The 25794-nt window shown below is 59.8% G+C and carries 27 protein-coding genes, 1 tRNA gene and 1 pseudogene; 19 read left to right on the top strand and 10 right to left on the bottom strand.

Features of this window, described 5'->3' with window-relative positions; translation table 11 throughout:
* Nucleotides 1–12: 12 nt before the first annotated feature.
* The 11 genes from UCMB321_RS07375 to UCMB321_RS07330 all read left to right on the top strand — a co-directional run bounded on the left by UCMB321_RS07375 (nt 13) and on the right by UCMB321_RS07330 (nt 10178).
* Entirely contained in the window at nt 13–918 is a 906-nt protein-coding gene (locus UCMB321_RS07375; RefSeq protein ID WP_084614823.1) for a LysR family transcriptional regulator, read from the top strand.
* A 132-nt stretch (nt 919–1050) separates the two neighbouring features.
* Nucleotides 1051–1227 carry a hypothetical protein gene (locus tag UCMB321_RS31035; RefSeq protein WP_167337427.1) on the top strand — a complete coding sequence of 59 codons (177 nt, stop codon included), beginning with the start codon at nt 1051–1053 and terminating at the stop codon, nt 1225–1227.
* A gap of 112 nt (nt 1228–1339) precedes the next feature.
* Nucleotides 1340–2857 (top strand): MDR family MFS transporter, encoded by a 1518-nt coding sequence (locus UCMB321_RS07370; protein ID WP_040064946.1) that lies wholly within the window; start codon nt 1340–1342, stop codon nt 2855–2857.
* Between the two features lie 169 nt (nt 2858–3026).
* Nucleotides 3027–4517: a sensor domain-containing diguanylate cyclase gene (locus UCMB321_RS07365; RefSeq protein WP_040064945.1), complete on the top strand. Its 1491-nt coding sequence runs from the start codon at nt 3027–3029 to the stop codon at nt 4515–4517.
* Nucleotides 4510–4728: a cysteine-rich CWC family protein gene (locus tag UCMB321_RS07360; RefSeq protein WP_040064944.1), complete on the top strand. Its 219-nt coding sequence runs from the start codon at nt 4510–4512 to the stop codon at nt 4726–4728. Before UCMB321_RS07365 ends, UCMB321_RS07360 begins: the two co-directional genes overlap by 8 nt.
* A 38-nt stretch (nt 4729–4766) precedes the next feature.
* The gene (locus UCMB321_RS07355) at nt 4767–5459 is read left to right on the top strand and encodes a 16S rRNA pseudouridine(516) synthase (RefSeq protein WP_040064943.1); all 693 of its coding nucleotides are present in this window, start codon (nt 4767–4769) and stop codon (nt 5457–5459) included.
* 317 nt (nt 5460–5776) lie between these two features.
* The gene (locus UCMB321_RS07350) at nt 5777–6664 is read left to right on the top strand and encodes an alpha/beta fold hydrolase (protein ID WP_040064942.1); all 888 of its coding nucleotides are present in this window, start codon (nt 5777–5779) and stop codon (nt 6662–6664) included.
* Nucleotides 6665–6943: 279 nt separating this feature from the next.
* A tRNA-Gly gene (locus tag UCMB321_RS07345) sits at nt 6944–7017 on the top strand.
* Nucleotides 7018–7327: 310 nt separating this feature from the next.
* Entirely contained in the window at nt 7328–8248 is a 921-nt protein-coding gene (locus UCMB321_RS07340) for a DUF3800 domain-containing protein (protein WP_040064941.1), read from the top strand.
* A 458-nt stretch (nt 8249–8706) separates the two neighbouring features.
* Nucleotides 8707–9318, top strand: a complete 612-nt coding sequence (locus tag UCMB321_RS07335; RefSeq protein ID WP_040064940.1) for a hypothetical protein — start codon at nt 8707–8709, stop codon at nt 9316–9318.
* A 536-nt stretch (nt 9319–9854) separates the two neighbouring features.
* Nucleotides 9855–10178 carry a DUF6124 family protein gene (locus UCMB321_RS07330; RefSeq protein ID WP_040064939.1) on the top strand — a complete coding sequence of 108 codons (324 nt, stop codon included), beginning with the start codon at nt 9855–9857 and terminating at the stop codon, nt 10176–10178.
* Between the two features lie 221 nt (nt 10179–10399).
* Here UCMB321_RS07330 and UCMB321_RS07325 read toward each other — a convergent pair whose 3' ends face one another.
* Nucleotides 10400–11158 (bottom strand): type IV toxin-antitoxin system AbiEi family antitoxin domain-containing protein, encoded by a 759-nt coding sequence (locus tag UCMB321_RS07325; RefSeq protein WP_040064938.1) that lies wholly within the window; start codon nt 11156–11158, stop codon nt 10400–10402.
* 344 nt (nt 11159–11502) lie between these two features.
* Between UCMB321_RS07325 and sorA the strand changes: the two genes are divergently transcribed.
* The 4 genes and pseudogenes from sorA to UCMB321_RS29875 form a co-directional block, all read left to right on the top strand.
* Nucleotides 11503–12744, top strand: coding sequence for a SorA family sulfite dehydrogenase catalytic subunit (sorA, locus tag UCMB321_RS07320; RefSeq protein WP_040064937.1), 1242 nt, complete (start codon nt 11503–11505; stop codon nt 12742–12744).
* 10 nt (nt 12745–12754) lie between these two features.
* Nucleotides 12755–13393, top strand: coding sequence for a SorB family sulfite dehydrogenase c-type cytochrome subunit (gene sorB / locus UCMB321_RS07315; RefSeq protein ID WP_040064936.1), 639 nt, complete (start codon nt 12755–12757; stop codon nt 13391–13393).
* A 416-nt stretch (nt 13394–13809) separates the two neighbouring features.
* Nucleotides 13810–14133 carry a DUF6124 family protein gene (locus UCMB321_RS07310; RefSeq protein ID WP_040064935.1) on the top strand — a complete coding sequence of 108 codons (324 nt, stop codon included), beginning with the start codon at nt 13810–13812 and terminating at the stop codon, nt 14131–14133.
* Between the two features lie 79 nt (nt 14134–14212).
* A pseudogene (locus UCMB321_RS29875) lies at nt 14213–14440 on the top strand (helix-turn-helix domain-containing protein); the annotation flags it as partial.
* A 33-nt stretch (nt 14441–14473) separates the two neighbouring features.
* Here the strand turns inward: UCMB321_RS29875 and UCMB321_RS07305 are convergent.
* Nucleotides 14474–15037, bottom strand: a complete 564-nt coding sequence (locus tag UCMB321_RS07305; RefSeq protein WP_040064934.1) for a histidine phosphatase family protein — start codon at nt 15035–15037, stop codon at nt 14474–14476.
* Nucleotides 15038–15252: 215 nt separating this feature from the next.
* Between UCMB321_RS07305 and UCMB321_RS07300 the strand changes: the two genes are divergently transcribed.
* Nucleotides 15253–16116 carry a LysR family transcriptional regulator gene (locus UCMB321_RS07300; RefSeq protein WP_040064933.1) on the top strand — a complete coding sequence of 288 codons (864 nt, stop codon included), beginning with the start codon at nt 15253–15255 and terminating at the stop codon, nt 16114–16116.
* On the opposite strand, the gene UCMB321_RS07295 is transcribed toward UCMB321_RS07300, so the two are convergent.
* The 7 genes from UCMB321_RS07295 to UCMB321_RS07265 all read right to left on the bottom strand — a co-directional run bounded on the left by UCMB321_RS07295 (nt 16117) and on the right by UCMB321_RS07265 (nt 22833).
* Complete coding sequence (locus tag UCMB321_RS07295) at nt 16117–17241, bottom strand: HPP family protein (RefSeq protein ID WP_040064932.1); 1125 nt, start codon at nt 17239–17241, stop codon at nt 16117–16119. It lies immediately after the preceding gene.
* Nucleotides 17242–17596: 355 nt separating this feature from the next.
* A complete protein-coding gene (locus UCMB321_RS07290) occupies nt 17597–18022 on the bottom strand; it encodes a hypothetical protein (protein WP_052451093.1) in 426 nt (141 codons plus the stop codon).
* A gap of 104 nt (nt 18023–18126) precedes the next feature.
* On the bottom strand, nt 18127–19404 hold the full coding sequence (locus UCMB321_RS07285; RefSeq protein ID WP_040064931.1) for a GGDEF domain-containing protein: 1278 nt from the start codon (nt 19402–19404) through the stop codon (nt 18127–18129).
* Between the two features lie 200 nt (nt 19405–19604).
* Nucleotides 19605–20762 carry a phospholipase D-like domain-containing protein gene (locus UCMB321_RS07280; protein ID WP_040064930.1) on the bottom strand — a complete coding sequence of 386 codons (1158 nt, stop codon included), beginning with the start codon at nt 20760–20762 and terminating at the stop codon, nt 19605–19607.
* Between the two features lies 1 nt (nt 20763).
* On the bottom strand, nt 20764–21342 hold the full coding sequence (locus tag UCMB321_RS07275) for a YceI family protein (RefSeq protein ID WP_040064929.1): 579 nt from the start codon (nt 21340–21342) through the stop codon (nt 20764–20766).
* Between the two features lie 64 nt (nt 21343–21406).
* Nucleotides 21407–21736 (bottom strand): hypothetical protein, encoded by a 330-nt coding sequence (locus UCMB321_RS07270; RefSeq protein WP_040064928.1) that lies wholly within the window; start codon nt 21734–21736, stop codon nt 21407–21409.
* Nucleotides 21733–22833, bottom strand: coding sequence for a serine hydrolase domain-containing protein (locus tag UCMB321_RS07265; protein WP_040064927.1), 1101 nt, complete (start codon nt 22831–22833; stop codon nt 21733–21735). Before UCMB321_RS07265 ends, UCMB321_RS07270 begins: the two co-directional genes overlap by 4 nt.
* Before the next feature lie 213 nt (nt 22834–23046).
* On the opposite strand from UCMB321_RS07265, the gene olsB reads away from it, so the two are divergent.
* Both olsB and UCMB321_RS07255 read left to right on the top strand, forming a co-directional pair.
* Nucleotides 23047–23802, top strand: coding sequence for an L-ornithine N(alpha)-acyltransferase (gene olsB, locus UCMB321_RS07260; RefSeq protein ID WP_040064926.1), 756 nt, complete (start codon nt 23047–23049; stop codon nt 23800–23802).
* Complete coding sequence (locus tag UCMB321_RS07255) at nt 23802–24599, top strand: lysophospholipid acyltransferase family protein (protein ID WP_040064925.1); 798 nt, start codon at nt 23802–23804, stop codon at nt 24597–24599. Before olsB ends, UCMB321_RS07255 begins: the two co-directional genes overlap by 1 nt.
* 130 nt (nt 24600–24729) lie before the next feature.
* Here UCMB321_RS07255 and UCMB321_RS07250 read toward each other — a convergent pair whose 3' ends face one another.
* On the bottom strand, nt 24730–25323 hold the full coding sequence (locus UCMB321_RS07250; protein ID WP_040064924.1) for an acyl carrier protein phosphodiesterase: 594 nt from the start codon (nt 25321–25323) through the stop codon (nt 24730–24732).
* A 156-nt stretch (nt 25324–25479) separates the two neighbouring features.
* Between UCMB321_RS07250 and UCMB321_RS07245 the strand changes: the two genes are divergently transcribed.
* The gene (locus UCMB321_RS07245) at nt 25480–25782 is read left to right on the top strand and encodes an ArsR/SmtB family transcription factor (RefSeq protein WP_040064923.1); all 303 of its coding nucleotides are present in this window, start codon (nt 25480–25482) and stop codon (nt 25780–25782) included.
* The last annotated feature ends 12 nt before the right edge of the window (nt 25783–25794 follow it).

Genomic DNA, 25794 nt, shown 5'->3' with positions numbered 1-25794 from the left:
AGTGGGCAAATCATGGATCGTCTTACGGCAATGCGGGTCTTCGTCACGGTGGTCGACCTGGGCAGCCAGTCGGCGGCGGCCGACCATCTGGACCTGTCGCGCCCCGTGGTGTCGCGTTACCTCGCGGAACTGGAGGACTGGGTCGGCGCCCGGCTGATGCACCGTACCACCCGCAAGCTGAGCCTGACCGCCGCCGGCAACGAAACCCTGCCGCGCTGCCGCCAGATGCTGGAGCTGTCGGCGGACCTGCAGGCCGCCGTCAGCGCACCGGACGAGGCGCCACGTGGGCTGCTGCGGATCAGCGTCAGTACCTCCTTCGGCCTGTCGCAACTGGCCAACGCCATGGCCGAGTACGTCAAGCGCTACCCGGGCGTCAGCGTCGACCTGCAGATGATCGACCGCACGGTGAACCTGGTGGACGAGCGCATCGACCTGGCGATCCGCACCAGCAACGACCTGGACCCGAACCTGATCGCCCGGCGGCTGACCGTCTGTCGTTCGGTGATCTGCGCTTCCCCGGCCTACCTGCGCGAACATCCGGCGCCGCAGAAGGTGGAAGAACTGAGCCGGCACAATTGCCTGACCCACTCCTACTTCGGCAAGAGCCTCTGGCATTTCGAGCAGGATGGCGAACCGGTTTCAGTGCCGGTGCAGGGCAATATCAGCGCCAACGAGGCCGGTACCCTGATGCAGGCGGTGATCGCCGGGGCCGGCATCTCGATGCTGCCCACCTACCAGGCCGGGGTCTATATCAAGCGTGGCGAACTGGTGCGCCTGCTGTCCGGGGCCGAACCGATGCCGATGAACATGTATGCGGTCTACGCCTCGCGCAAGCACATGCCGACCACGCTGCGCAGCATGCTGGACTTCCTGGTGGAGCGCTTTCCCGAAGTACCGCTATGGGATGAGGGCTTATGAGGACTGGCCGGTCTCTCGGCTGAACAGCCCTCAACGATACGACTGGCGTCACTGGCAACTCGCGACAACTGACCTAGGCTTGAATCAGTACCCTCCAGCGAACTGAGTTCGGCAGAGTCAGAGGTCAAGCGCATGAACATTCTAAAAACAAGAAACTGTGCCTTCGTGCTGGCTATCACCGCAGTGGCAGCGCTCTACACCGTCGCGGCTTGGCGAGTGGAGCAGATACGGCAAACGCCACGGGTGGTCTCCACTTGCCAGATGGAACACTGCGTACCGCACACGGCCAGCCTGAATGCGTTGAGATGACGCTGTAAGCCTTACTTATGAGGCTATCGAATAGCAGGCTATCGAGTACACTGACAAGCATCCCCGCGCACTGGCCTGGTGGGCGGGTCAACCACTGCTTGCAGGTTCGACCGTGACCAATCTCCATCAGCCCGGCCAAACGAAGCCGGCGATTCGTAGCATCCTGATCGCCTTGATGCTGGCGATTTTCCTCGGTGCGCTGGACCAGACCATTGTCGCCGTGTCGATTCCCGCCATCTCCGCCCAATTCAAGGACGTCGGCCTGCTGGCCTGGGTGATTTCCGGCTACATGGTGGCCATGACCGTGGCCGTGCCGATCTACGGCAAGCTCGGCGACCTCTACGGTCGACGTCGGCTGATGCTGTTCGGCATGGGCCTGTTCACCCTCGCCTCGCTGTTCTGCGGCATGGCCCAGAGCATGGAGCAACTGGTGCTGGCGCGGATCATCCAGGGCATCGGTGCCGGCGGCATGATCTCGGTCAGCCAGGCGATCATCGGCGACATCATCCCACCCCGCGAACGCGGCCGTTACCAGGGCTACTTCAGCAGCATGTACGCGGTGGCGAGCGTGGCCGGGCCGGTACTGGGCGGCTACATGACCGAGTACCTGTCGTGGCGCTGGGTCTTCCTGATCAACCTGCCGCTGGGCCTCGGCGCCTGGCTGGTGGCCCAGCGCACGCTGGTCGGCCTGCCGATACCGCAGCGCAAGCCGATCATCGATTACCTCGGTACCGTGCTGATGATCATCGGCCTGACCGCCCTGCTGCTGGGCATCACCGAAGTCGGCCAGGGCCACCGCTGGAACGACAGCCAGGTGCTGGGATTGCTGATCACGGCGGTCATCGCCCTGCTGCTGTTTGTCCTGCATGAACGGCGCACGCTGGAACCCCTGCTGCCGATGCACCTGTTCCTCAACCGCAACGCCCTGCTGTGCTGGTGCACGATCTTCTTCACCAGCTTCCAGGCGATCTCCCTCACCGTGCTGATGCCCCTGCGCTTCCAGAGCGTGACCGGTGCCGGCGCCGACAGCGCGGCCCTGCACCTGCTGCCGCTGGTGATGGGGCTGCCCATGGGCGCCTACTTTGCCGGACGGATGACCTCGGTGACCGGCTACTACAAACCGATGATCCTGACCGGTGCGCTGCTGATGCCCCTGACTATCCTCGGCATGGCATTCACCCCGCCCCAGGCGGTGCTGCTCAGCAGTCTGTTCATGTGGGTGAGCGGGATCGCCGGCGGCCTGCAGTTCCCGACCTCGCTGGTGGGCACGCAGAACTCTGTGGAACAGCGCGATATCGGCGTCGCCACCAGCACCACCAACCTGTTCCGCTCCCTCGGCGGCGCGGTGGGCGTGGCGCTGATGTCGGCGTTGCTGCTGGCGCTGTTGCAGGACTCCAGCCTGACCCACCTGGCCGATGCCTCGATGGTCGCCGAAGGCACTTCGGGCAATGCCCTGCTCGAAGGCCTGAATAGCGCCGACGGCCCGGCGCGCGATGCCCTGCGAGGGGAGCTGCAGCTGACCTTCCGGCATCTGCTGCTGATCAGCGCCGCCGTGGCCCTGCTGGGACTGGCAGCAGCGATTGCGATGCCCAACAAGGTGCTCCGCGGGCGAGAAGACAAGGCTCATTGATGGCAATGATTCCCCGGTGGGGCCGTCAAGGACGGTAATACCCGATGGCCACCCTGGACGGCCCCCAGCAGCAAGCCGGGGTGGCGCCCACAGTCTCTGCAAAATGTACGGGCATTTTTTATCCGCGCCACTAGAATGCCTCCATCGGGAACCCGCCTACGGAATCGTCATGCCGCTTCGCTCAGTGCTCTACTCGCAACGTTCGCTGATCCTGACATTGATCGTCCTGCTGGGCTGCGGCTTCCTCGCCACATCGCTGCTCAGCTACTACGCCTCCCGCGCCTCGATCCGGGACGGTATCGTCAACACCGAGCTGCCCCTGACCTCCGACACGGTCTACTCGGAAATCCAGAAGGACCTGGTCCAGCCGATCCTGATTTCCTCGATGATGGCCCGCGACACCTTCATGCGCGACTGGGTGGTGGCCGGCGAACGCGACCCGCAGCAGATCACCCGCTACCTCAACGAGGTCATGACCCACTACGGCGCCTACACTGCCTTCTTCATCTCCGCCAGCAACCTGACCTACTACCAGGCCAAGGGCGTGCTGAAGAAAATCCGCAACGACGATCCCAATGACTTCTGGTATTTCCGCGTGCGGGACATGCAGGCGCCCTACGAGATCAACGTCGACCCGGACACCGCCAACAACAACCGCCTGACGTTCTTCATCAATTACAAGGTCTTCGACTACAACGAGCACTTCATTGGCGCGGCCGGTGTCGGCTTGACCGTGGACGCGGTGGTCAAGCTGATGGACAAGTACCAGCAGCGCTATCAGCGCGGCGTGTACTTCGTCGACACCTTCGGCCGCCTGGTCCTCACCGGTGCCGACGGCGGCCCCGAAGGCGCCCGGGCCGGGCAGTCGCTGAACGACCTGGCGAGCATGAAGAACCTGCTGGCGAAACTGCCCAAGCCCCAGGATGGCAGCTACGAATACGCGGAGCCGGACGGCAAGGGGCACTTCCTCAACGTCCGCTTCATTCCGGAACTGAACTGGTACCTGTTCGTCGACAAGCGTGAAGACAGCGCCTTCAGCGGGATTCGCCAGTCGCTGTACCTGAACCTGCTGATCTGCCTGGTGGTGACCCTGATCGTGCTGGCCCTGCTCAACCGGGTGATCCATCGCTACCAGCAAAAGATCCAGGCCCTGGCGACACTCGACAGCCTCACCGGCCTGCCCAACCGCCGGGGCTTCGACCTGCTGGCAGCGCAAGCCCTGCATGAAGCCCAGCGCGAGCCCAAGCCGCTGACCGCGCTGCTGCTGGATCTGGATCACTTCAAGCAACTCAACGACAACCATGGCCATCTCGCCGGCGATGTCGTGCTGAGCGGTTTTGCCCGGGACCTGGAGGGCTGTCTGCGCCAATCGGACATCATTTGTCGCTGGGGTGGCGAGGAGTTCATTGTCCTGCTCAAGGACACCGACAGCGCCAATGCCCAACTGATCGCCGAGAAAGTTCGCCAGCATGTCGCACAACAGCGCTACAGCTACAACGACCAGAGCCTGTCACTGACCCTCAGCATCGGCCTGACCGCGCTGCAACACGACGACACCCTGCACAGCCTGCTGGCCCGGGGCGACCGGGCGTTGTACCGTGCCAAACAGGGCGGACGCAACCGCGTCTGCAGCGACCTGGCGAAATCCGCCGATGAATGATCCCAGCCTCTGCCCGGCCTGCGGTGCTCGCAACGACTGCGCCCTGGCCGACCCGCGTACCGCCGACCGACCCTGCTGGTGCTACAGCGTCAGCATCGACCGGGCGGTGCTCGAAGCCTTGCCCGCGGAACTGCGCAACGCGGCCTGCCTGTGCCCGCGTTGCGCCCAGGTGGATGAGCAATTGAAGCAGGCCCCATCGTCGGCGCCATGACGTAAAATGCCCGCCCGCGTCCCCATGATCAGCCCGCCATGCGCCTTGACCGTTTCCTCAGCAACCTGCCCCGCTTCAACCGCCAGCAGGTGCGCCTCTTGTTGGTGCAAAAACGGGTCCGGGTCGATGGCCTGACCGTCGCCGATCCGCAGCATGAAGTGCGCGAATTCAGCCAGGTCGAAGTCGATGAGGAAGTGCTGCAGGCAGGCCGCCCGCCGCGCTACTTCATGCTGCACAAACCCCAGGGCTGCGTCAGTGCCACCCGCGACCCGGAGCACCGCACCGTCCTCGACCTGATCGACGAGCCCGACGCCGCTGAGCTGCACATCGCCGGTCGCCTGGACTTCAACACCACCGGGCTGATGATCCTGACCAACGACGGCCAGTGGTCGCGCCGGCTGACCCAGCCGCAGACCAAACTGCCCAAGGTCTACTACGTCGAGACCGAGCAGCTCATCGGCCCCGAATACGCCGAAACCTTCGCCCGTGGCCTGTATTTTGCTTTTGAGAATCTCACCACCCAGCCCGCCACGCTGGAGTTACTCGGCCCACGCCGCGCCCGGTTGAGCATCGTCGAAGGCCGTTATCACCAGGTAAAGCGCATGTTCGGCCACTTCGACAACAAGGTCCTGCGTCTGCACCGTGAGGCCATGGGACCGCTGCTGCTGGATGAACAGCTGGCTCCGGGGGAATATCGCCCGCTGCGCGACGAAGAAATCTGCCGGATCTGAGCGCGCGACGACGACCGCTGAGCAAAAGTCACCAGGTTATGACAAATAGTTCCTTGCGCAATCGCTGAGTGCCTGCTTGAATCAGACCGTCAGCCAGAATATGACTGACCAGTCACACCATTATTCCAAGAAACTCTTTGTCGGCTACGAGGCCCACCGGCTCTCGCTCTCCGGCAGATTGCCCGCCTATAACAATACCCGTCGGCCAGGCTTCAACGGACCGACATGGGCCGCAAAATTCCAGGCGAATGCCTACCTGTCATATAGCTCGTGCACAGTTCGTTGCGCGCGTACCCGTCAGCCAGGAGTCTTTTGACATGAGACCAGAAATTGCTGTGTTGGATATACAAGGACAGTATCGGGTTTACACGGAGTTCTATCGCGCAGACGCTGCGGAAAAGACCATCATTCTGGTCAACGGCTCGATGGCCACGACTGCATCGTTTGCGCAGACCGTGAAGAACCTGCACCCGCAATACAACGTCGTGTGCTACGACCAGCCCTATGCGGGCAAGTCCAAGGCCCACAACCGTCATGAAAGAATGCTGACCAAGGAAATCGAAGGGCAGATTCTGCTGGAACTGATCGAACACTTCGCCGCCGAGCACGTGATGTCCTTTTCCTGGGGCAGCGCGGCGACCTTGCTGGCCCTGGCGAACCGCCCACGGCGGGTCGAAAAGGCGGTGATCAGTTCCTTCTCGCCGGTACTCAGTGAACCGATGCGCGACTACCTGGAACTGGGCGTCGACTACCTGCGCGCCTGCGACCGCGACCGCATGGGCCACCTGGTCAACAACACCATCGGCAAGCACCTGCCATCGCTGTTCAAGCGCTACAACTACCGGCACGTCAGCAGCCTGGCCGAGCATGAATACGAGCAGATGCACTTCCATATCGGCCATGTGCTCAACAGTGACCAGTTGTGCTACCTGAAGGCGGCGAAACAGATCGACGTACCGGTGCTGTTCATGAATGGCGAATGGGACGAATACACCTCGCCCGGGGATGCGCTGCAATTCGGCCAGCATGTGCGCCACAGCCACTTCACCACGATCCGCAGCACCGGGCACTTTCTCGACATGGAGCACAAGTCCGCCTGCCAGGACAGCCGCCATGCGCTGCTTGAGTTCCTCAAGCCGACGCACGAGGAAAACCGATCGCGGTATTACCGACACGTCCAGGAGCACCATGCACGGGCCATGTGAACGAGCTTTGCCACGGGCTTGTACATTTCCCGCGGACGAACGCCAATCCCTTGGCGGACACCCATCTCTTGTAGGAGCCTGGCTTGCCAGCGAAGAGGCCCGAGAGGTCGCCAAAAGCTTCGCAGGCAAGCCAGGAACCGACAGGAACCGCGCTCTACCTTAATAACGGGTAGTGGCTTTGCGTGCGCGCCCGCCTACCCGATGTCCCTGTTAAAACACAGTTTTTCAAAGAAAAACTTCAAATCCCCGGCCACATCTGGTACAAAGTCAGCCGTCCGAGCGGGTGTCGTATAATGGCATTACTCCAGCTTCCCAAGCTGATAACGAGGGTTCGATTCCCTTCACCCGCTCCACTATTTTCAAGGCCTCCAGCGGTATCGAGGTAGCGTCTGACGAAGCTGGTAACAGTTTTGGTGACAGTTACTCGACCTGCGTGGAAGCGCCAGCCTGGCACCCTCCCCCTCTGCGACTCCCCATTTTCGGTTGACCCTGCCGGGCTGATGGGAAGCGGCTCAAATCGGTTGACAGCTATTCCTTGTACTTGCAATATGCGTGCACAGCCGTCGAACGGCTGACCTGCGTGTCGGTTAACTCCGATGCAACATACTGCGAAAGCAGACCACAGCCACCTTCAAGGTGGCTGTTCTATTTCTGGGGTTCGTTATGCATATTTGCTATATCGACGAGTCTGGCGATTCGCAGCAAATCCGAAGTGGCGTTGACGACAAGCAACCGATGCTGATCGTTGCAGGACTCTTTGTAGATGCGCAGTACATCAGCAGGATCACTGATGAATTTATCTGCCTCAAGCGTCAGTTCTATCCCAAACTTTTCAAAAATGAGCGGCACGCACTGAACGTGCTACTCAGGGAGATCAAGGGGTCTGAGCTAAGGAGCGACATCAGGCGACATCCTGTAACTGACCCTATGGTCGAGCACCACTTCAAGTTCATCGACGGCGTGCTGAGAATCTGCAAGACCCATAACATCAAGCTGGTTGCGCGAGTATGGGTGAAGCGATACGGCCATGCTCTCGAAGACCGATCCATCTACACCATCACGGCTCAAAATATAGCGAAGCGGTTCCAGCATTTCCTGATTGATCAAGCGTCTCGGGGAATGATCATTGCGGATTTCCGCGACCCGGCACGCAACCGTTACGTGGCTCATTCCATCTTCACCCAGAAACACAAACTGGGAAAAGGCGGGGACTCTTACCCCTCAATTGAGGAAGCCGCTGTATTCGGTATCAGCGACAACCACGCCTGCCTGCAGATCGCAGACCTAATCTGCTCGACCATCCTTTACCCGATAGCGGGTCGTACTGTTTGTGCTGGCTCTTTCAACAACGTCCATACCCATGCCAACTATGACGCCATTGTCCAGCGATACTCGCGACGCATCAACGCGATGCAGTATCACTGTGCAGAGAATGGTAAGAGGCGCTGGGGAATCACCGTTGAAGACCCACACAATCACCGGACCTCGATTTTCCCCCTATCGTCCTCTCCGACACCAGCACCGACGTTCATAGCCCCCCCGCTACAAGCCAGTTCCAATGATCAGGCCATAGAGGTTGTCTAGTGCGATTGTGTGCAATCTCGATGTAGGGCAGACGTAGACGCAGACCGCATAACTAAAGGGCTGCAGCAAGCTCAACCGGTAGCAGTTCTGGGCTGACCGTACTGTCAGTCCAGGGCTCGCCCGAAATCGAAAACCCGCCTTTACCCGATTTTTTTCAATTTTTCGCCCAAGCGGGCCGGGTCTTTTGCCAAATCAGTCACCCAGGGAAACCATCGACACGCTGTGTAAGCCCATGACATTTCTCTGCAAAACTTTGCACTGTGTGCAATGGGCGATTGCCTGCGCAACCCTACTACAGACGGCGTAAGCTGCAGCCTGCTTTGCGCCACACATAAAGAAAGCAGCTTGGTTGAAAATGGGCTCGCTGCCCCCCCTTTAAAACACTCACGAAACCATCGATGATTAAATTTCTAGGGTGTGCCACTGTCGCGCATCGTCCGAATCGAAGGAGCATTCCAGTGACGACAACCGAGAGCGAGTCGGCATTCGCCCTACAAGTCCTCGATGCCTGCGTCGCGCACGGCCGCCAGCTACTGGCATCGCAGTTGCCAGCGTTAGAAAGTCAAAAACTCGATTTGATGCCCAGCTTGAGGGATCTGGCAACGCAGCTCTACCTGGCTGGAGCTATGTGGCGCTTCGGTGAGCAGTTCGATCTGCCCTCGGCGGCGCGCGACCGAGGCTTTATCTGCCTAATGTCGATGCTAATTAGCGATGGCATGAATGCCGATAAGGCCCACAAGCGTGTTGCCGAGTTGAACAGACTTTCGCGGTCATCTGAGGGCCACGACTTGCCAGCAATTGCATCTGGCTACGCAGCACAACTTGGCGATGGTTCGCTTGCGAGACTATTTGTAACTCTTCTTGCTGATCCCAAAGCTGCGGGAGTTCCATATCGCCTGCTTGATTATTCGAAGCCGGTTGCCGCCATCCTGACTGCTGCGGGCTTCGGTATTGCGCTTCTGTTAGGAAGGAGTTTCGGAGAGGCATGTGCAGTCGGTTTAGTGGTGGGGATTTCGACGCTCGGATGTGCATTGGCTATCTACTGGCGTATGGTCAAAGTGGAAAAGTAGACAACGGGGATGGCGGGGCACCTGGTGAGAACCTGGAAACAAATCAAGGCAGCCAAAATCCGGGCGCAGACTCATCCAGAGCACGGCCTCAGGGTTCAAAACCAACGAGCTGCGGGTGCGTTTTGCGGTGGCGTTACGTTAGCGTTACGTTGCGCACGAATCGCTAAAGCCAATATGCCGTGAGACTGGGGAGCCAGTAAGTGATTTTGCCGAGCCAGCAGGACAACTCTCTTTCCCTCGACTGAAATTTCCTAGAAAATCCAACCCGCTTGCGCCTGCCAATATCGGTGGCTAGTCTTCGATTCGTCACTGCCAAATCAGTGACCGGGTTTAGTCGCCCAGGCAGTCGTTAGGCGCAAGCGCCACCTTCCATCAGGTGTTTTTTTACGCCTGTATTTTATGGTGGCTGTGCGCAGGGCACCCTCGGGTGCGCCGGGTTCCTAACGCTCCGGTCGACTAACCTGCGTACAGCTGCCACCCCATTCGTTTAGTCGCGATAGCTGGTAGCTCCCATTGATGCGTTAGGAGTTACTGTCATGTACAAAGTCACACCCAACCCACCGCGCTCACCCAACGTCGAAACCATCGACCCAAAAGCCGCCGACCGCGCTTTATCCCACTACCTGCCCCCCTGTATCACCACGAAGCACGAACGCCCATCCACACCTCAAAGCCGCGAAGACGCCCTGGTCAACGCCAGCTCGATCCTCGACTCCGCAGCCGCCACGGCCTACGAAAACGCCGACAGCCTCACCGGCCCCCATCGCAAGGTAGCGATGGGCGTTGTGCATCTGATCGAGCTGGCTCAACGGCAGGTAGATTCGGTGTTGGAAGAAGAACTGCCAGTCGTGACAAGCTGACAGGAACAGGCACACTGCGAAGGGGAACACAGTTCCCCTTCGCCTTTTGCAGGACCGAGACCCCCGCAATTGTTTGCTAATTGCTGACCTACGTCCGGGAAATGAGCTGAGCGGTAACCGAAGCCCAAGGCAGTCCCAACTCGCCCTTCATGGCAAAGATGTCGTTATCAAACACCTCTGGGGCGATGTTCAGTAACAGGCGAACGGTGTCAGCGTACTGCTTATCCATAGGGTTTCAGGCTCAACAAGGTCCCATCATCGAGGCGGCTCATCCAGCGCTTGTTACTGCCGGTGCGTATCGGGAATTGCTGCAGCAGGGTATCGACATCGACGACTTCGGTCTCGCGTGCCCAGGTCAGGAACAGACGAACGGCCTTAACACTGGTACAGCAGGACAAAAGCTGCCCCAGAAGCTCCTTGCGAGGTGAGCGCAGGCCGTCGAAAAGATTGCGAACTTCCTCGAGGCTCTGACGGGTGCCAGCCTCGTATAACATCTCCAGCACTGCACGTTCAGGCACAGCTACCCGGATACCTTGAGGCTGTCCTGGGGGAGTCTGCAGCGTCTTGTCTGCCAGTGCTGTCTCGGGCCAGTCGAACAGCTTGGCCTTCACGTAGCGCGCCGGAAAACGTGAAGTGAACCAAGACGGTAACGCGAAGCGGGCATCGCCCCAGAGCACCAGGCTCTCGCGTAAACCAAGGTTGTGCCGCACCCCTTGCAGAGCCAAGGCGCTCTTACCGCCCACATGCAATCCGGCGACGCGCTGCTGGAGAAAGAGCAGCGCCCCATTCACGTCGAACTCATCATTCGGAAAGGCATAGATCCCATGATCCAACCGGACCAGCCAGCCGCTTTCCACGTAGCGCGCGGCCAACTGTGGCGAGACACCAAAGGATTCGAGCATGGCCAAGTCGAACGGAGCCCCTCGGGGGAGATCCGCCTGCAATCGCTTGATTAGCTGATATCGCGTAGTTCTACTCATAGGCTAAATATAGAGATAGATCTAATCATTTTCCATGAGGCTACAGACAGAACTCTCTGAAAATAGCCTCATGATTTAATTTTACGTGAAAATCTAATCACATCAGTGCGATGGACGCCGCAGTTCCCGGACAAGCTAAACGACCGGCTGGACGTACCGCATTGATGCCGGCCCTTAGCGTTGGAATCAAGAAGGTCACGCTTGCACCCCCTCCGCTCCCGCTACACTGAACGTTCAATGAAAAGCCGTCGCTTTGCACATGACGTCGGATGCCTCTCCTCCCCATTGGTCTGTGTGGGGTGCTGTCAGATGCATCCCAGCAGAAAACTCAAGGAGAGTGCAGCATGAAATTCAGCCTTGTTGATAGCGATCACCCGAGCCGCCGGCGCGTTCTACGCGACGCCTTAGCCCTGGCGTTGGCAGCTTCTCCATTGGCAAACCTTGCAAAAGCAGCCGAAGAAACGCCGGAAGAAGTGACCTTTGCTGCCGGCCCACGGCCGCTGGTGCAATACCCGCAAAAACGACCATTGACCCTGGTGACCACCCGCCCGCCACACCTTGAGACGCCATTCTCCATCTTCAACGAAGGGCCCATCACGCCGAATGACGCCTTTTTTGTGCGTTACCATCTGGCCAATTTCCCCACCAGCATCGATCCGGATAGTTACCGCCTGACGATCAAGGGCTCGGTCAACACCCCCCTGTCACTTTCCCTTGCAGAACTCAAGGCGCTGGCCGATCCGGTAGAAGTGGTGGCCGTCAATCAATGTTCAGGGAATAGCCGTGGCTTCTCGATGCCCCGCGTGTTCGGGGCTCAGTTGGGCAATGGTTCAATGGGTAATGCCCGCTGGGTGGGAGTACCGCTCAAGGCGGTACTGGAAAAGGCGGGGGTGAAGGCCGACGCCAAGCAGGTGACATTCCGTGGGCTCGATAAGCCAGTGCTGTCGAGCACGCCGGAGTTCATCAAGGCCCTGGACATCAGCCATGCCATGGACGGTGAGCCCATGATCGCCTGGTCGATGAACGGTAGCGACCTGCCCTTCCTCAACGGTTACCCGATACGACTGGTGGTGCCAGGCTATTTCGGCACGTACTGGGTCAAGCACCTGAGTGAGATCGAAGTCGTCGACCACACCTACGACGGCTTCTTCATGGCTAAGGCCTACCGGGTTCCGGACAACGATTGTTTCTGCATCGCCCCCGGCACCACTGCGGCGCAAACGGTACCGATTTCCAAGTTGCCGGTACGCAGCTTCATCACCAGCGTCAAACACGGCGATGTGTTGCCGTTGAAAAAAAGCGTGGTGCTCAAGGGCATTGCGTTCGACGGCGGCGTTGGGGTCAACAAGGTGGAAGTGTCGATCGACGGCGGAAAAAGTTGGCGCGAAGCCAAGCTTGGGGCGGATCTTGGCCGCTTCTCCTTCCGTGAGTGGACGCTGCCGATCACCTTTACCAGCAAGGGCGCGACGCTATTAATGGTACGAGCCAGTAACCGTGGGGGTGAGACACAGCCGCTGCAAGCTGACTGGAACCCAGGTGGCTACCGCCGCCACGTCGTAGAAACCAGCCACGTAACCGTCGCCTGAGGGGCCCCGCATGAAACGCATGACCACCTTGCTGTGCGCGGCCCAGATTTGTTTGGCTGGCATGGTTAGCGCAGCGCCACTATCGATCACCTTGCCGCCCGAAACGGCTGTGTTCAAGCCCAGTGCCCTGCCCGGGTATCCATTGGCTCAACAGAAGTGTTCCATCTGTCATTCTGCCGATTACATCAACTTCCAGCCTCCCGGCATGAGCCTGGCGCAGTGGACTGGGGAAGCGAGCAAGATGCAGCACGCGTATGGTGCTCCGATCAGCGATCAGGATGTGAACGTCATCGGTGCCTACCTTGCGGTGACCTACGGCAGTGCCCATGAGAGCGATGCCGATGTGCAGGCTGCCTCGAACTCATCGGCAAGCCAAACCCCGGCGGCGCCTGTAGCCAAAGGCGACGCCATGGCCTTGCTGCAGAACAACGCCTGTCTGTCCTGCCACGCAATCGATCATAAGGTCGTAGGCCCGGCCTATCACGATGTAGCAGCCAAATATGCCAATGACCCACAGGCACTGGCCAAGATAACGTCCAGTATTCAGCACGGCGGTACCGGCAAATGGGGGGAGATCCCGATGCCACCTTTCACGCAGTTGAGCGCGGACGATCTGCAAACCCTGGCGACTTTCGTACTGCACCAGTGAATGCATTCCCGGCTCGGCCAGGTATTTGAACAGTAGAGGTGCTAGCCGCACCTCTACTGCAAGTAATGGCAAGAGGCGACTAATTTTGCCGAACCCGCAGGACAACTCTCTTTCCCTCGACTGAAATTTCCTAGAAAATCCAACCCGCTTGCGCCTGCCAATACCGCTGGCTAGTCTTCAGTCCGTCACTGCACATCAGTGATCGGGTTTGGTAGCCCGGTATAGATTGGCGCACAGCGCCCCCTTGGAATCAGGCGTTTTTTATTGCCTGCATTTTATGGTGGCTGTGCGCAGGGCACCTTCGGGCGCGCCGGTTTCTCCAATCTTCCGGTCTACCAACCTGTGTACAGCCGCCACCCTCAATCGTTTGGTAGCGATACTGGTGACGGCTCCATCCGTGAGATTGGAGATTCGCCATGTACAAAGTCACACCCAACCCACCGCTTTCGCCCAAGGTCGAAACCATCGACCCAAAAGCCGCCGATCGCGCTTTATCCCACTACCTGCACCCTGGCATCACCACGAAGCACGAACCCCCATCCGCACCTCAACGCCGCGAAGAAGCCCTGATCAACGCCAGCTCGATCCTGGACTCCGCTGCCGCCACCGCCTACGAAAACGCCGACAATCTCACTGGCCCCCATCGCAAGGTGGCGATGGGCGTGGTGCATCTGATCGAGCTGGCTCAACGGGAGGTGGACTCGGTGTTGGAAGAAGAACCGCCAACCGTGACAAGCTGACGAGAATAGGCATGAGGCGAAGGGGAAGACAGTTCACCTTCGCCTCATGCAGAGCCGAGATCAATACGCAGACCATGTAATGAACATTAAACCTATTCACAACCAAGAGGACCTGAGCGCAGCCTTTGCTCGTATGGAGCAACTGTGGGGTGCAGAAATTGGTTCGCCTGAAGGGGATGAGCTGGAAATTTTGGCACTGCTCATCGAGAAATACGAAGACGAGCAGTATCCAATGCCACCTTCCGTCCCGATTGAAGCGATTAAATTTCGCATGGATCAGCAGGGCCTGACCCCTCGTGACCGGGAAGGTGTTTGCCCAGACGCTTACTATCGACGTGCCTCAACTCTGATTCATTCGATAGACCATTGCGCTCCAATAACGGTTGCCGTTGCGTTTCTGGCGAGTCCATCCAGCAACCTCCAACTGCTTGGCGATCATTCGATTCATGAATCCATGACCGAGCAACAGGACCGGTCCCGCGCTGGCAAGGGATTGAAGTTGTTGAGCGGCCTCGTTGGCCCGAATCCTGGCCTGGCGGGCAGACTCGACCGTCCCAGAGAAGCCGCACAACCATGAGACTCGAAGGATAAATGCCCACGTAAAGGGTGAAAGACGCGGCAGTCTCCAGCGACCATGGGGCAACTGCGCCTCGCAGAAAATCTCGTCTACCAGGGTGGGCTGAAGGCCCAGCGCCCGAACGGATGTCAGCGCCCGAGGCGCACTGCTCGATACGATCACTTGGGCGCTAGCGGCCAGTTGCACACTCGCCTCCGGGGCGGGCTGGTTGATGATTTCGGATAGGTTGTATTGCTCGATCCAGCGTTTCATACCGAGTGCTGAAACCTTGTCGATCACGGCCAGATTAGGCTGGCCATGGCGCATCAAGATGATTTCCCTGTTCACTGTGTTTACATCCTTGTCTGCTGCCCCGGGGTGCAGAGAATGCACCCATGCAGGCATATGATGCGTGGTGATCGTGCCTGGATAAACAGCACATTGACGTGGTGGGCGACACGGTCTTGGTGGTGAGCGAGGTATCGAGCACCGAGAGCACCCCTGCCCCATCTTTACAACACCCGCCCCACATGGCTCCATAACGTATTTTTTGGCGCATAAGCATGGATATTGAGCTGGCTAAAACCTTCTTGGAAATCGTCAGATGTGGCAGCCTGATTGCCGCCGCAGAGCGCTTGCACGTCACCCAAACGGCTATCACCGCCCGCGTGCAAAAACTGGAAAGCAGCCTCAATAGCAAGTTGTTTGTCCGCAACAGAGCCGGCGCCAAACTGACAGCGGACGGGGAAGCCTTCGTTGTTTATGCCAACCAGCTGGTGCAAACCTGGGAAGCCGCCGTCAGGGATTTACCCCTGCCCGAAGGCTTCCATAAAATATTGCATATCGGCGGCGAGGTCAGCCTGTGCAACCCCCTCATCCTGGACTGGGTTCGCGAAATCCAGAAAGCAGTCCCCACACACGCCATCAAAACCGAGATAAGAGACGGCTCAACGCTATTAAGGCAATTGGAACTTGGCCTCCTGGATGCGGCCTTGGTCTATCAACCGGCCTACTGGCCTGACTTGCAAGTCGAACAGATCCTCGAAGAAAAACTGATACTGGTCCGTTTGATCGCCAAACCCGAGCCTTACGTCTACATCGACTGGGGCGTCGGCTTTCGGCAATCCCATGATGCGGCCTTGCCGGAAAAGGCAAAGGCGGCGCTGTCCTTCAACCTGGGCCCCGTGGCGCTGCAATATATTCTCGACAATGGCGGATCGGGCTACTTCAGAACCCGTGTCGTGCAGTCCTATATTGAAAGCGGCATTCTCGAGCGCGTCAGTTCCGCCCCCGAATTCAGCTATCCAACCTATCTGGTCTATTCGCGCAGCCGATCGTCAGCCGAACTGCAGTTGGCAATAAAACTACTGAAGGATATTGTCACCCGGGACAGCGACTGGTCCCAACGCTGGGACCCGCTGATCTGACTAATGCAGGTGCACGATCAAATCGCGATGCAAGGCCGCGATCAGGTCTGTCTGGGTGACCACACCGACAAATACGTCATCCTGAAGCACCGGAATACAGTGCAAGCCCTGCTTTGACAGCAGCGGTATCAGCTCGACAATGTGAGCCGTCGTCGTCACACAGGTCACGGGGGCATGCATGATGTCTTTCAACAAGGTTTTTTTCTTGAACCCGAACACGCCGGACAACCCCGTGCTCCGAGTGGCGACCGGGTGCTTGATAATATCCGTAAGGCTGACAATCCCGACAATGTGCTTGTCATCATTCAGTACCGGCAGGGTCTTGATGTGGTGATGCATCAATGTCCGCACCGCCTCTTTGATGGTGGTTTGCGGCGTCCCCGACAGCACATCCTTCGACATGATATGGGAAGCTTGAATATCCCCCATACTCCGTCTTAAAGCGTGCTTTTCAGTGGAACGGATGATGCTCTCCAGATCCTCTCTGGTCACGTCAACAAATTCGCCAACATCCGCCAGGGCCGCATCGAGGTCATCGCTATTGAAACCAATCCTTTCAAAAGGCGGAATATCTTTCGTGTGATTGATTTCCGCGGAGGGATTTACATGAGCCTTGGGATAGCGCACCCCAGTCAAGTTATTAAAAACCAGTGCACACCCCAAGAGGATCCCGGCATTCAGCATCACGGGACAAAAAACCTGCAGGCCTAATGGCGCCAAATCGGTTTGAGACAAGACAACACAAAGCGCGACCGCCCCACCGGGAGGGTGCAGACAGCGAAACACACACATCGCGGCAATGGCCAACCCCGCCGCGAAACTGGCACTTGGAAAGGAATGACCGAATAGATGCACGGCAATCAGTGCCGCCAGCGTGGCGACAAAATAACTGCCGACGATGGACCACGGCTGAGCCAGCGCGCCCGTGGAAACAGCGAACAATAAAACAGCTGATGCCCCTACCGGCCCGATGAGATGAAGCGTCAGCTCCAGCCCGTAGAAGTATTGACACACCAGGGACGTAACAAGCACACCCGCACACGCCCCCACCGACGCGCGTAGCCACTCTCTGGGCTTTGTATTCAAGGGGGCTGGATAAAAACTCGACAAGATGGACTTGATCATTTTTCACGCTTAATAAAAAAGGCCCATTAACATTAATGAGCCTGTGTACCTGGGGGAGGCACGAAAAAGGGTACGGCTTTGGAATCAGGTGGGCATTTTGTCTGCACTGAATCCCGCTGACAAACGTAAAATATTGCTACTTGAATTCATTTTTTTTGATATAAAAGTCCCCTGCTACCTTCCTGAGATTTCTTTGATTTCCCCCCCAATGAGCGCCAGCGGTGAAAAACTGACAGGCACAGACATGCAAAAGGGGAGCAGTGCTCCCCTTTTGCATGTCTGTGCCTGACCTTTGCCGCCATCACGGCCGCCTGAAAAGCGCTGGATCAGCACCGATCACGAGCGACCGCCAGGATCAGCCTTTAGTCTGTTTCTTCAAGGCCGAGATCAGCGCGCCGTTCATAGTGGCCAGTGCCCCGGTCAGGGTCGACAACTCGCCGTTCAACGCGCTGAGCTGCTGCGCCTTCTGCTCCGGGCTCATGTTCTTGTTCGCCTGAAGCGCCTGCAACTGGGCCTGTTTCTCGGCGATCTGCTTCTGCAAGCGTTCGATCTGCTTGCGAAGTTGCTTGATGTGGTCCGGCTCCGAACTGGCCGCCTGGGCCTGCTCGGCTTTGGAGGCGTTGATTCCGGCGCTGGACAGATTGACCTTGACCCCTGTCGAGCGGCCAGCCTCGACCTTGCCATCTTTACTGGTCTCGGTTGACGAAGGCGCAGAATTAAGCGGGACCGGCGCGTGGGCGGCACTGGAAGCATTGATGGAAACGTTGCTGATGGAAACCATGATCGAAGCTCATTCAGGTTTATATGTCCTTGACATCGACCTGAGACCGCCGAACTTTAGCGATATTGTATAAATGACGATACAACTCACTACAATCGCCCCCTTCAGCTCGCTACCGCACCCCGCTTAACCCCATACATCGCCTCATCCGCATGCTTGAACAGTTGCTGTGCTTCTTCGCCGTTTTCCGGATAGAGCGCAATCCCGATGCTCGGCACGATGCTCAGGTCGCACCCCTCCCATGGCACGGGCTCGCCAAGCAGGCTACGGATCTTGTCGGCCACCCGGTTGGCATGCTCCGGCTGCTGCAAATGCTCCAGCAGGATGACGAATTCGTCGCCACCGATCCGCGCCACGGTGTCGGTTTCCCGGACACATTGTTGCAGGCGCCGAGCCACTTCCTGCAGGAGCAGGTCGCCCACCGCATGCCCGAAGCTGTCGTTGACCTGCTTGAATTTGTCCAGATCGACATAAAGCAATGCCAGGTGCCCGCACTCGCGCCGCGCCCGGGCCAGCGCGTCCTTCAGACGCTCCTGCAGGAAGCCACGGTTAGGCAGGCGGGTCAGTTGGTCGTAACGCGCCATGTACTCCAGACGCGCCTGCAATTGCTTGCGCTCGATGGCAGCCGCCACCTGGGCCGACACGAATTGCAGCAATTCCTGATCGTATTCGGTGTAGCGCTCGCCGCCGCTGCTTTTCACCAGCAGCGCACCAATGGTGCCGTTCTGTGAACTCAGCGGCACCCCCAGGCTGGAAGGTGCCCCGTCGATATTCAACAACAAGGGCTGGCCGCTGCGCACCACTTCGGCGCAGTTACGATCGACGCTGTGCGGCTGGCGGCGGTCGTCGATGTAATAGGGGAAACTCAGTTGGTCGCGCTGCTCATCGTAAAGCGCCACACAGAAGTTCTCCGCCGGCAGCCATTCGCCGACGATTCGGTGTACCCGCTGGAACAGCGCCAGCAGATCCGCGGTGGCGTGGGCCGCTTCGGAAATCGCGTAGAGCGCTGCCTGCCGGGACTCCGCCAGTTTGCGCTCGGTGATATCCCGGGCCACGGCGATGCGCAGCTGGTCGACCTCGGACCAGCGCGCCGACCACATGATGTGCACCACCTGGCCGTCCTTGCGCACATAGCGGTTTTCGAAATGGGGTTTGGGCTGGCCGCCCATGATTTCGCTCGCGGCCTTGAGCGTGCGCTCGCGGTCTGCCGGCAGCACCAGGTTGATCATCGGCATGCCGATCAGTTCCGCCTGGGTGTAGCCGAAGATCCGCTCACAGGCGGCGCTGACAAAGACGAACCGTCCTTCGATATCCACCGCGCACACGGCGTCCATCAACAGGTCGATGAAGCAGGCCAGCTGGGTGACAGTCTTGGTCTCCATCAGAAAGAGATCGCCCCAAAAAAGTAAGCGTCAGCATCTATCCATGGAAATACTGACCTGCTGCCCTCCCCTTGCAGCAGATTCAAGCCTTGTTCGCACCGAAGAGAATAGCGTATGCAGCGACCCCGCCAAGGAAACCGAGAAAAATCAGCCGGGGCAACATCGACCGCTGCAACAGCTCGGCATGCAGACAGGGTCTATCAACCCCGCCGATCCAGCACGTTGATGACCAACCGGTCCACCCACCCCCACAGCCGCTGCTTGACCCGCTGCCACAGCGGCCGGGCCTTCCAGTCCTGCAGGCTGACCGGCTCGCTGAGCGCGAAATCATTGAGGAAGCTGGCCTCCACCGCCCGGGTCAACGGCGGATCGAGGGCTTCAAGATTGCCTTCCAGGTTGAAACGCAGGTTCCAATGATCGAAATTGCACGAACCAATGCTGACCCAGTCATCGATCAGTACCATTTTCAGATGCAGGAAGCACGGCTGGTACTCGAAAATCCGCACCCCGGCCCTGAGCAGGCGCGGGTAATAACGATGGCCAGCGTAGCGCACTGAAGGATGGTCGGTACGCGGTCCGGTCAACAGCAGCCGCACATCGATGCCCCGGCTGGCAGCCCGGCGCAGGGAGCGGCGGACTTTCCAGGTCGGTAGGAAATACGGCGTCGCCAACCAGATACGCTGCTTGCCGCTGTTCAGCCCCCGCACCAGGGAGCGCAGGATGTCCCGGTGCTGCCGGGCATCGGCATAGGCCACCCGGCCCAGGCCCTGTCCAGCCGGCGGAACCCGCGGCAGACGTGGCAAGCCGAAGGGCGCCAGGGGTTTCCAGGCGGCACGCTGCTCGTTGGCCAGCCACTGGCGGTCGAACAGCAATTGCCAGTCGAGCACCAGCGGGCCGGTAAACCGCACCATGACTTCATGCCATTCGAAGCGCTCTTCGCCTGGGGTCCAGAACTCATCGGTCACGCCGGTACCGCCGACCACCGCCAGGGACTGGTCCACCAACAGGAGCTTGCGGTGATCGCGGTAGAAGTTACGCACCCAACGGCGCCAGCTCAGCCGATTGTAGAAGCGCAACTCGACCCCGGCCTCGATCAACCGTCGACGCAGGCTCAGGGTAAACGCGAGGCTGCCGTAATCATCGAACAGGCAGCGCACCCGCACACCGCGCCCGGCCGCTTCGGCCAGCGCCCGGACCATGGCGTCGGCACAGGCGCCGGCCTCCACCAGGTAAAGCTCCAGTTCCACCTGGCACTCGGCCCGGGCAATCGCCTCCAGCATCCGCGGAAAAAAACTCGGGCCGTCGATCAACAGCTCGAACCTGTTGTCGGCTCGCCAGGGGAAGATCGCGCCGGCCATGTCAGCGCGCCGCGAAGATCAGCACCGCGCCCACCGGTACCGACAAACTGATGGCCGACAGACCGGCGGCCTTGCGCAATACCGCCAGCCCCGGCGACAGGTCGAAGTCCTCGGCATGCACCACCAGCGGCTCCAGGGTCACCACCTGGAACCGCCGGTCATCCAGGCGGGTCGCCAGCAGTTCGGCGTTGTAGCTGTGCTCCTTGCCACGCAGTTTCACCACCAGCGGCAGGTGCAACTCCAGTTGCGCGCCAGGGGCAAGGTCGTTGATGGGCTGCACATTGATCTGCGCGACGATCTGCGCCTCGGGCCAGCGCTTGATCTCGAACAGGTCGCGACGCAAGCGCTCGTCACGCCGGGGAATACCGGTGCTGACCGACTCCAGTTCCACTTCCAGGGTCGCCACGCCCTGGCGGTCGATCTTGCCATGCAGGGTCAGGAAACGATGGACTTCGGAAATATCGGCGTTGTGGGTGGTGATGAACGACAGGCGTGAGGACTCATTGTCCAGGTACCAGTTGGCCTGGGCCGGCAGGGCGAGCACCCCGAGCAGGGCCAGAAATAGGCGGGACCGGTGCATGCAAGCTCCTGATTGAACGTAGGTACCACCTTAGCCGCCCGGGATAAAGGTGGCAAACCATGGATCAGGGCTCCAGCCGGCAGCCCTCGCGCGGACCGATCCAGACGGCACTGCTGCTGCGTCCCAGCCCCTGGGCCGTGACCCGGTGCTGCTGGGGATCATCGTGGAAAGCACTGACCGGCACCGCCTGTTTGACGTACCCCAGGCAATAGTCCGCCGGGTTGTTCATCACATAACGGCAGGAACAGTACTCCTTGGCGGTATAGGCGCTGATGATCCCCGGAAAGGCCTGCAAGGCCAGCCGCTCATGCCAGACCCAACCGCCCAGGACGAGCAACAGCCCCAGCAGCAGGCTGGTCAGCGGGCGGCGACGGATAAATCCCCTGGCACTCATGGCGCCACCCCCGGTGCGAAAGCCGCCAGTGCGCGCTTGAGCAGTTCGTTGTGCCGATAGCTGCCGTCGCGATCATCGCCGTAGCGCACAATGACCAGGCCCGCGCTGGGGATCACATACAACACCTGGCCCCAGTGCCCGAGGGCGGCGAAGGTGTCCGGCGGGGCGTCCGGCCAGGGCTTGGCGGCGCCCTTGATCGAACGATTGAGCCACCATTGGCCACCGCCCACCGCTTCATCCTGTCCGGGCTTGTAGCCGGCGAAGGGACGCAGGTTGAAGTTCACCCAGGCCCTGGGCAGCAAGCGCCGGTCTCCCCAGCGCCCCTCCCGCTCCATCAGCAGGCCGATCCGCGCCAGGTCCCGGGCCGTCATATAGACATAGGACGAGGCGACGAATGTGCCGCTGGCGTCGCGCTCCCAGACTGCGCTGCGAATACCCAGCGGATCGAACAGCGCCGTCCAGGGATAGTCCGGATAACGCTTGGCACCGACAATCTTGCGCAAGGCAGCGGCCAGCACGTTGCTGTCGCCGCTGGAGTAACGGAAGACCCGTCCCGGCCGGCTGGACTCGCCATGGGCGGCGGTATAGCCGGCCATATCGGCGCTCCCCAGGGTATAGAGCATCGCCACCACTGACGACTTCAGCGGCGCGTATTCATAGTCCTCTTGCCAGTCGATGCCGGAGGACCAGTTCATCAGGTGTTCCAGGGTGACATGGGGATGGGCGCGCAACGGTCGGTAGAAGCGCGCCGCCGAGTCATGCAACTGGAACAAGCCTTGACCATAGGCCACGCCGAGCACCGTGGCCATCACGCTCTTGCTGACGGACCAGGTGAGGTGCGGGGTATTGACGGTGGTGGGGCCCGCATAGCGCTCGTAGACGATGCGACCGTGGCGGATCACCAGCAACGCATCGGTGCGGATGCCCTTTCGCGTGTCGTCGTCGCGGGCGGGAAACGCATAGGACTCCAGGGCTTGCACCGCAGGTCCGGACACCTGCGGCCCCAGGGACCAGTCTTCCCCCGGCCAGACCTCGGCACGGGCGGTGAAGGTGAACGCCAACAACAAGGCAGGGAAAAAGGTCGAACCCTTGGGCATGGAGCCAGCTCGCGGAAATAGCCTCGCGCCAGTCTGAACGCACTTGATGACAATCTTGAGCAAGCCGGCGCCTGGCGTGATTTCAAAGGGACAGTGGACGCTGTCATACAAGCATCACCAAAGCTTCATGGCGATGACACCGGGGCTAAATAGCCTGACTTTGCACAACAAAGTCGACTGGCCGCACCCCTGGCCGGCAACCGGAGACTCGTAATGACCCAGATCGCCCGCATCAGCGACACCGGCAGTGAACGCCGCCTGCAAGCCGAACGCCTGCTGGGCGCCGCGGCCTTGCAAGAAGCCCAGGCCTTGCGCTTCAACGTCTTCAGCGGCGAATTCAATGCCAAGCTCAAGGGCGCTGAACTGGGCCTGGACATGGATGACTATGATGTACATTGCGCCCACATCGGCGTACGTGACCTGAACACCGGTCGCCTGGTGGCCACCACCCGCCTGCTCGACCACAAGGCCGCAGGCACCCTGGGCCGCTACTACAGCGAAGAAGAATTCAGCCTGCACGGCCTGGGCCATCTGCAAGGGCCGATCCTGGAAATCGGCCGGACCTGCGTCGACCCGGCCTACCGCAACGGCGGTACCATCGCCGTGCTCTGGAGCGAACTGGCCGAAATCCTCAACGAAGGCGGCTACAGCTACCTGATGGGCTGCGCCAGCATCTCGATGCAGGACGGCGGGATCCAGGCCCAGGCGATCATGCAGCGCCTGCGCGAACGCTACCTGTGCACCGAGCACCTGCGCGCCGAGCCGAAAAAGCCGCTGCCGTCACTGGATATTCCCGGCAACGTCATCGCCGAAATGCCTCCTCTGCTCAAGGCCTACATGCGCCTGGGCGCGAAGATCTGCGGCGAGCCGTGCTGGGATGAAGACTTCCAGGTGGCCGACGTCTTTATCCTGCTCAAGCGCGACGAGTTGTGCCCACGCTATGCGCGGCACTTCAAGGCGGCGGTCTGATGAGCCGCCTGCGGGTATACGCCCGGATCGCACGGGTGCTGCTGGTGGTGGCGCTCGGCCTGAGCATGGCCAGCGTGTTCGGGGTTTTCGAACGCCTGGGGATCGCCAACTCCATGGTCCGGCGGCAACGCTGGTCGCGCTTTTTCATGGCGCGCCTGAGCAACGCCCTGCCGTTTCGCGTGACCGTACGCGGCGAGCTGCCCAGGCAGCCGATGCTGTGGGTCAGCAACCATGTCTCCTGGACCGATATCGCCCTGCTGGGCGGCTTGACCCCGCTGTCATTCCTGTCCAAGGCCGAAGTGCGTACCTGGCCGGTGGCCGGCTGGCTGGCAGCGAAAGCCGGCAGCCTGTTCATCCGTCGCGGCTCGGGTGACAGTCAGTTGATCCGCAAGCAGATGACCCGTCACCTGGAGCAGCAACATCCGCTGCTGATGTTTCCGGAAGGCACCACCACCGATGGTCGTTCGCTGCGCACCTTCCACGGCCGCCTGCTGTCGGCGGCAATCGATGCCGAGGTGGCGTTGCAACCGGTGGCCATCCGTTATCTGCGCGATGGCAAGCCCGATATGCTGGCCCCGTTCATTGGCGACGACGATCTGCTGTCGCACCTGATGCGTCTGTTTTCCAACGACCAGGGCGATGTGGAAATCCAGATACTCCAACCGATCGCCTGCAACGGCCAGGAACGTGCGGCGCTGGCGTTCCAGGCGCAGCAGTCAGTGCAGTTGGCGCTGTTCGGTGAAGTGCTTGAAGCGAAGCGTTCGGCACCGCGCCAGGCCGAAGCGGAAGCGGCCTGATCAACCTGGGATATTGAAAACTACACACAACCTGTAGGAGCCAGCTTGCTGGCGATAGCTATCTGATAGTCGACATCGTAGTCGCCTGAAAAATCGCCATCGCCGGCAATCGAACGTCGACCGGCCGCTCCTACAGGGGATCGCGTTCATTCAGGGAGTGGGCGCGGGAAAACGCCTGCAACTCGGGATAGAACAACCGAAAGTCCTCGCTCAACGGCTCATACAGCCGCTGCAACTCGCGCATCGCATGGGCCAGTTCTTCGGGCCGCGACAAGCGCCGCGAAATACCGCGCAACACCTGCCCCAACACCTCGAAATCCCGGTAGGAACCCAGCCAGTCGTCCGCCGCCATATAAGGCGCGATCTCGGCCAGACGCCCCGGCAGGTTCCGTTCGCTTCGCAGCACGCGATAGACCTGGGCGGTAAAGCTGTCCAGCTCGCCTTCGGCATAGAGCGCCCAATCCCGCGCCAGGCAGTGATCGAAGAACACATCCAGGACGATGCCGGCATAACGCCGCCGCGTCAGGGAAAAACGCGACAGCGCCTGCCCCACCACAGGGTGCCGATCAGTGAACACATCGATGTGGCGATGCAGCTCGATCGCCGCTTCGATCGACGGGGTGAATTGCCCTTGCAGACGGCCCTTGACGAAATCGCCATAGAGGCTGCCGAGCAGTTGTTCCGGGCGCTGGCCGCCCAGATGCAGGTGTGCGAGATAATTCATGAGCGACAGCTTAGCACCCCGCCGGCCTATATCGTTATAACTCGATATAGCGAACGACGCCGGAATCAGATCAAAATCATATTGGTGTATCGCGAAATAGCGATATATATTTCGCCCCATCGCGATATAACGTTTTACCTACCCTGAGCAACGACCATGCCCCTTGACCTCGACGAAATAATAAAAGCGCTGGCACACCCAGTACGCCGAGACATTCTCCACTGGCTGAAAGACCCGAAAAACCAGTTTCCCGATCAGCACCACAACCACGAGTACGGCATCTGCGCCGGACAGATCGACCAGCGCTGCGGCCTGTCGCAGTCCACCGTGTCCGCGCACCTGGCGACCTTGCAGCGTGCCGGGTTGATCACCAGCCAGAAGGCCGGTCAATGGCACTTCTTCAAACGCAACGAGGAAACCATCCAGGAATTCCTCCGCATCATGAGCCAAGAGCTCTAAAAGGACTGTACA

It is taken from the genome of Pseudomonas batumici (assembly GCF_000820515.1).
Taxonomy (GTDB): domain Bacteria; phylum Pseudomonadota; class Gammaproteobacteria; order Pseudomonadales; family Pseudomonadaceae; genus Aquipseudomonas; species Aquipseudomonas batumici.
The sequence above is the reverse complement of the archived record's forward strand: the minus strand, read 5'-3'. Positions and strand labels throughout refer to the sequence as shown.

What these genes read in the sequence shown, in the direction of transcription:
- UCMB321_RS07290 (WP_052451093.1), bottom strand. Translation starts at nt 18,022, where the DNA reads ATGGTTTCCATCAGCAACGTTTCCATCAATGCTTCCAGTGCCGCCCAC.
- UCMB321_RS07375 (WP_084614823.1), top strand. Translation starts at nt 13, where the DNA reads ATGGATCGTCTTACGGCAATGCGGGTCTTCGTCACGGTGGTCGACCTG.
- sorA (WP_040064937.1), top strand. Translation starts at nt 11,503, where the DNA reads ATGAAATTCAGCCTTGTTGATAGCGATCACCCGAGCCGCCGGCGCGTT.
- UCMB321_RS07275 (WP_040064929.1), bottom strand. Translation starts at nt 21,342, where the DNA reads ATGCACCGGTCCCGCCTATTTCTGGCCCTGCTCGGGGTGCTCGCCCTG.
- UCMB321_RS07340 (WP_040064941.1), top strand. Translation starts at nt 7,328, where the DNA reads ATGCATATTTGCTATATCGACGAGTCTGGCGATTCGCAGCAAATCCGA.
- UCMB321_RS07270 (WP_040064928.1), bottom strand. Translation starts at nt 21,736, where the DNA reads ATGAGTGCCAGGGGATTTATCCGTCGCCGCCCGCTGACCAGCCTGCTG.
- UCMB321_RS07265 (WP_040064927.1), bottom strand. Translation starts at nt 22,833, where the DNA reads ATGCCCAAGGGTTCGACCTTTTTCCCTGCCTTGTTGTTGGCGTTCACC.
- UCMB321_RS07300 (WP_040064933.1), top strand. Translation starts at nt 15,253, where the DNA reads ATGGATATTGAGCTGGCTAAAACCTTCTTGGAAATCGTCAGATGTGGC.
- olsB (WP_040064926.1), top strand. Translation starts at nt 23,047, where the DNA reads ATGACCCAGATCGCCCGCATCAGCGACACCGGCAGTGAACGCCGCCTG.
- UCMB321_RS07325 (WP_040064938.1), bottom strand. Translation starts at nt 11,158, where the DNA reads ATGAGTAGAACTACGCGATATCAGCTAATCAAGCGATTGCAGGCGGAT.
- UCMB321_RS07285 (WP_040064931.1), bottom strand. Translation starts at nt 19,404, where the DNA reads ATGGAGACCAAGACTGTCACCCAGCTGGCCTGCTTCATCGACCTGTTG.
- UCMB321_RS31035 (WP_167337427.1), top strand. Translation starts at nt 1,051, where the DNA reads ATGAACATTCTAAAAACAAGAAACTGTGCCTTCGTGCTGGCTATCACC.
- UCMB321_RS07355 (WP_040064943.1), top strand. Translation starts at nt 4,767, where the DNA reads ATGCGCCTTGACCGTTTCCTCAGCAACCTGCCCCGCTTCAACCGCCAG.
- UCMB321_RS07280 (WP_040064930.1), bottom strand. Translation starts at nt 20,762, where the DNA reads ATGGCCGGCGCGATCTTCCCCTGGCGAGCCGACAACAGGTTCGAGCTG.
- UCMB321_RS07365 (WP_040064945.1), top strand. Translation starts at nt 3,027, where the DNA reads ATGCCGCTTCGCTCAGTGCTCTACTCGCAACGTTCGCTGATCCTGACA.
- UCMB321_RS07255 (WP_040064925.1), top strand. Translation starts at nt 23,802, where the DNA reads ATGAGCCGCCTGCGGGTATACGCCCGGATCGCACGGGTGCTGCTGGTG.
- UCMB321_RS07295 (WP_040064932.1), bottom strand. Translation starts at nt 17,241, where the DNA reads ATGATCAAGTCCATCTTGTCGAGTTTTTATCCAGCCCCCTTGAATACA.
- UCMB321_RS07245 (WP_040064923.1), top strand. Translation starts at nt 25,480, where the DNA reads ATGCCCCTTGACCTCGACGAAATAATAAAAGCGCTGGCACACCCAGTA.
- UCMB321_RS07360 (WP_040064944.1), top strand. Translation starts at nt 4,510, where the DNA reads ATGAATGATCCCAGCCTCTGCCCGGCCTGCGGTGCTCGCAACGACTGC.
- UCMB321_RS07350 (WP_040064942.1), top strand. Translation starts at nt 5,777, where the DNA reads ATGAGACCAGAAATTGCTGTGTTGGATATACAAGGACAGTATCGGGTT.
- sorB (WP_040064936.1), top strand. Translation starts at nt 12,755, where the DNA reads ATGAAACGCATGACCACCTTGCTGTGCGCGGCCCAGATTTGTTTGGCT.
- UCMB321_RS07310 (WP_040064935.1), top strand. Translation starts at nt 13,810, where the DNA reads ATGTACAAAGTCACACCCAACCCACCGCTTTCGCCCAAGGTCGAAACC.
- UCMB321_RS07330 (WP_040064939.1), top strand. Translation starts at nt 9,855, where the DNA reads ATGTACAAAGTCACACCCAACCCACCGCGCTCACCCAACGTCGAAACC.
- UCMB321_RS07250 (WP_040064924.1), bottom strand. Translation starts at nt 25,323, where the DNA reads ATGAATTATCTCGCACACCTGCATCTGGGCGGCCAGCGCCCGGAACAA.